The organism is Paenisporosarcina sp. P4_D4 (genome assembly GCF_056401835.1).
In genome coordinates, this window is record NZ_JBFUIO010000178.1 from 1 (window position 1) to 3193 (window position 3193).

At 39.2% G+C, this 3193-nt stretch carries 4 protein-coding genes; all 4 read left to right on the forward strand.

What is annotated here, in order from left to right; genetic code table 11:
* A partial coding sequence (locus AC1DSL_RS16570; RefSeq protein WP_477533043.1) for a D-alanyl-D-alanine carboxypeptidase family protein occupies positions 1–548 on the forward strand: 548 nt, incomplete at its 5' end.
* A 96-nt stretch (positions 549–644) separates the two neighbouring features.
* Positions 645–1379 carry a pseudouridine synthase gene (locus tag AC1DSL_RS16575; RefSeq protein WP_016427450.1) on the forward strand — a complete coding sequence of 245 codons (735 nt, stop codon included), beginning with the start codon at positions 645–647 and terminating at the stop codon, positions 1377–1379.
* A gap of 158 nt (positions 1380–1537) precedes the next feature.
* Positions 1538–2074 (forward strand): thiol-disulfide oxidoreductase ResA, encoded by a 537-nt coding sequence (gene resA / locus AC1DSL_RS16580; RefSeq protein WP_016427449.1) that lies wholly within the window; start codon positions 1538–1540, stop codon positions 2072–2074.
* A 12-nt stretch (positions 2075–2086) separates the two neighbouring features.
* Positions 2087–3193 (forward strand): cytochrome c biogenesis protein ResB (resB, locus tag AC1DSL_RS16585; RefSeq protein WP_477533044.1); only part of this gene is annotated, 1107 nt, incomplete at its 3' end.

The following is a 3193-nucleotide window of genomic DNA, read 5'->3' on the forward strand; positions in this document are numbered from 1 at the left end:
CAACAGGATTACACCACGAGGAACACTTATCTACCGCTTATGACACAGCTCTTATGTTGAAAATCGCAATGGAAAATAAAGAACTCAAACCGATCTTAACTGCACCCCATTTCAAACAAGACGGGAAGTACTGGGATAACAAACATAAGCTCGTTCGCTTGGAAACGAAAGCGATTGCCGGGAAAACAGGATTTACGAAAACAGCAGGTAGAACACTTGCAACGTATTTCAAAGATGGAGACGAAGAAGTGATTGTTGTTACATTGAACCAATCGAATGATTGGCAAATGCACATGCAACTTGCAGAGAACGTCTTTGCACAATATGATAGAGTTCAAGTCATTAAAAAAGGCTCATATGATTTACCAGGTGGATTGGTGATGAAAGCTGACAAGTCAGCCTACATTCTAAAACACAAAGATGAACAAGTTTCGCATCTTGTCGTTTTGAATCGGGCGAAAGCGTCTCAAAAGATGGCAAAATGGGAAGTACAAATAAACGGGAAAACCATACTTACAAAAAAAGTACATATTGAGCGGAATGAATGACGAAGACTGCTTATTAAATAAGCGGTCTTCTTTTGTTTTGAGCGAAAGTGTGACATAATTTTTAAAGAGTATAGGAATCGACGATGAGGTGAAAGTATGGAAAGATTACAAAAAATGTTAGCACATGCTGGGGTTGCGTCACGAAGAAAATCCGAGCAACTGATTTTAGAAGGAAAAGTGAAAGTGAATGGACAAGTTGTCAAAGAACTTGGAACAAAAGTATCTGCATCAGATACAGTTGAAGTAGATGGCGTGAAGTTGGAAAAAGAGCAAAAGGTTTATTATTTATTATATAAACCAAGAGGAATTATTTCGGCAGTGACGGATGACAAAGGACGTAAAACGGTTGCAGATTTATTTCCGCACATACCAGAACGACTATTTCCGGTGGGGCGTTTAGATTATGAGACATCGGGTCTTTTAATCATGACGAATGATGGCGATTTATCATATACGCTGACTCATCCTAAATTCAAAATTGATAAAACGTATGTTGCACGAGTTAAAGGAATCCCAGTGAAAGAGCAACTCCGACCGTTAGAACGTGGAATTGTACTAGAAGACGGAAAGACAGCTCCAGCCCGTGTCAAATTATTATCGGCTGATCCAAAACAAAGCAAGGCAATTATTGAAATCACGATTCATGAGGGTAAAAACCGTCAAGTTCGTCGCATGTTCGATGCCATCGGTTTCCCTGTGCAAAAATTGAAACGTGAACGCTTTGCTTTCTTGACGCTTCATGGTCTTAATGCAGGTGAATCACGTGAGTTGACGTCCCATGAAGTGAAATTACTGCGTGTTATGGCTGAAACAGGAAAAATTGGTTCATAATTAGTAGGTATTGGAAATTGCTTAAATCTATTCAAATAATTTAGAGGTTTTCGGAATACCTGAAAACGTTCACAAACCCTTCAAATGTGCGGTCTTAGCAACCGCTTTTCTTTGTTATAATGATAAATGATTATTTCGTCATGTAGGAGGGTATAAAAATGGCTCAGACGAAACAAAAAAGATTTTTGATACGGACATTGATTTTGTCTGTTCTGGTAGTAGCAATCATTTACACTATTTACAACAATGCTTCTAAAGACAAGGTGGATGTTCTAGGCGTTGGGGACGAAGCACCGGATTTCACTTTGGTGGATTTAAATGGGGAAGAGCATCGCTTGTCAGATTATAAAGGACAAGGGGTCTTTCTGAATTTCTGGGGTACATGGTGTAAGCCGTGTGCAAAAGAAATGCCCGCAATGGATCGTCAATACGAAGTATTTAAAGAACAAGGTGTTGAAATATTGGCTGTAAACATCGCGCAGTCCAATTTTGAAGTAGAACAGTTTGCTGACCAGTATGGACTGGATTTCCCGATTGTTATTGATAAAACGAAAAGTGTGATGGAAACATACAACATTGATCCGCTTCCAACGACTTTGTTAATCAATCCTGAAGGTAAAATTGAGAAGATCGTACGCGGAGAGATGACAGAACAGGACATCGCTCATTTTATGGAGCAGATACGTCCCGATTAAGGAGTCAATCATATGAACAACATCATTTGTGCTTGTGGGCATGAAAATCCAGAAGGAACAGTGTTATGTGGGAACTGTGGTCGGCCCCTCACAAAAGAAGCAAAAGATTTAAAATTAGCGGATATGCGTTACGAAGGTTCTGCACGCCGTTCGCAAACATACAACAAATCGATTATTGATAAGATATGGAACTTCTTTTCAAGTGTTAAAATCGGAGTAACGATTATTATCATGATTTTGGTGGCAGCTGCCATCGGAACAATTCTACCGCAAGTACTTTACGTTCCAGCAACAACAGAAGCGGATATAGCCGCTTATTATGAAAGAGTGTATGGAACGTTTGGGAAGATCTATTACGAATTGGGCTTATCAGATCTATATGGCTCATGGTGGTTCCAGACGTTAATCGGGATGCTTGGCATTTCCCTTATCGTTGCAAGTTTGGACCGTTTTATTCCTTTATACAACTCTTTGAAAAAACAACGCACGAAAAGACATGAAAGCTTTATGAAACGTCAACGTCTTTTTGCTCTTGGTGGCGTCAGTTCCATAGAAGAAACGTTTACAAAAAGTGAAGCTAAGCTAAAAGAACTCCGTTATAATGTGAAGCGAGAAGACGGAGCGTTACTGGCAGAAAAAGGTCGCTTTTCAAGATGGGGTCCTTATGTTAATCATGTTGGTCTTATTATTTTCCTGTTCGGGGTTATGCTGAGGGCATTACCAGGATTCTATGTGGATGAAACGATGTGGATTCGCGAAGGTGAAACACGGGCCATTCCGGAAGCACCTGGTTATTACTTGGAAAGTAAAGAATTTATTCTTGAAACTTACGATAAAGAAAAATCAGACGAAGTATTCGGGGATGCTATTGATCGTGTCGGAACGATTGCATCTAACTATCAGACAAATGTAGTTTTATATAAAAAACCAGAAACTGCATTACCTGGTCAAACTGATAATCTTGAAGAAGTGAAAAAAGAATCTATTCAGGTGAATCATCCTTTGAAATTTGAAGGTTTTTCTGTTTATCAAATGGACTTCCGTTTGGATGAACTTCGCACAATGCATTTTAATTTATCAAATAAAGCGACTGGCGAATCTTTAGGTGATCTTTCCATC

Bases quoted from the DNA above. Each gene is read 5' to 3' on its own strand.
- AC1DSL_RS16575 (WP_016427450.1), top strand. From the start codon at position 645: ATGGAAAGATTACAAAAAATGTTAGCACATGCTGGGGTTGCGTCACGA.
- resA (WP_016427449.1), top strand. From the start codon at position 1,538: ATGGCTCAGACGAAACAAAAAAGATTTTTGATACGGACATTGATTTTG.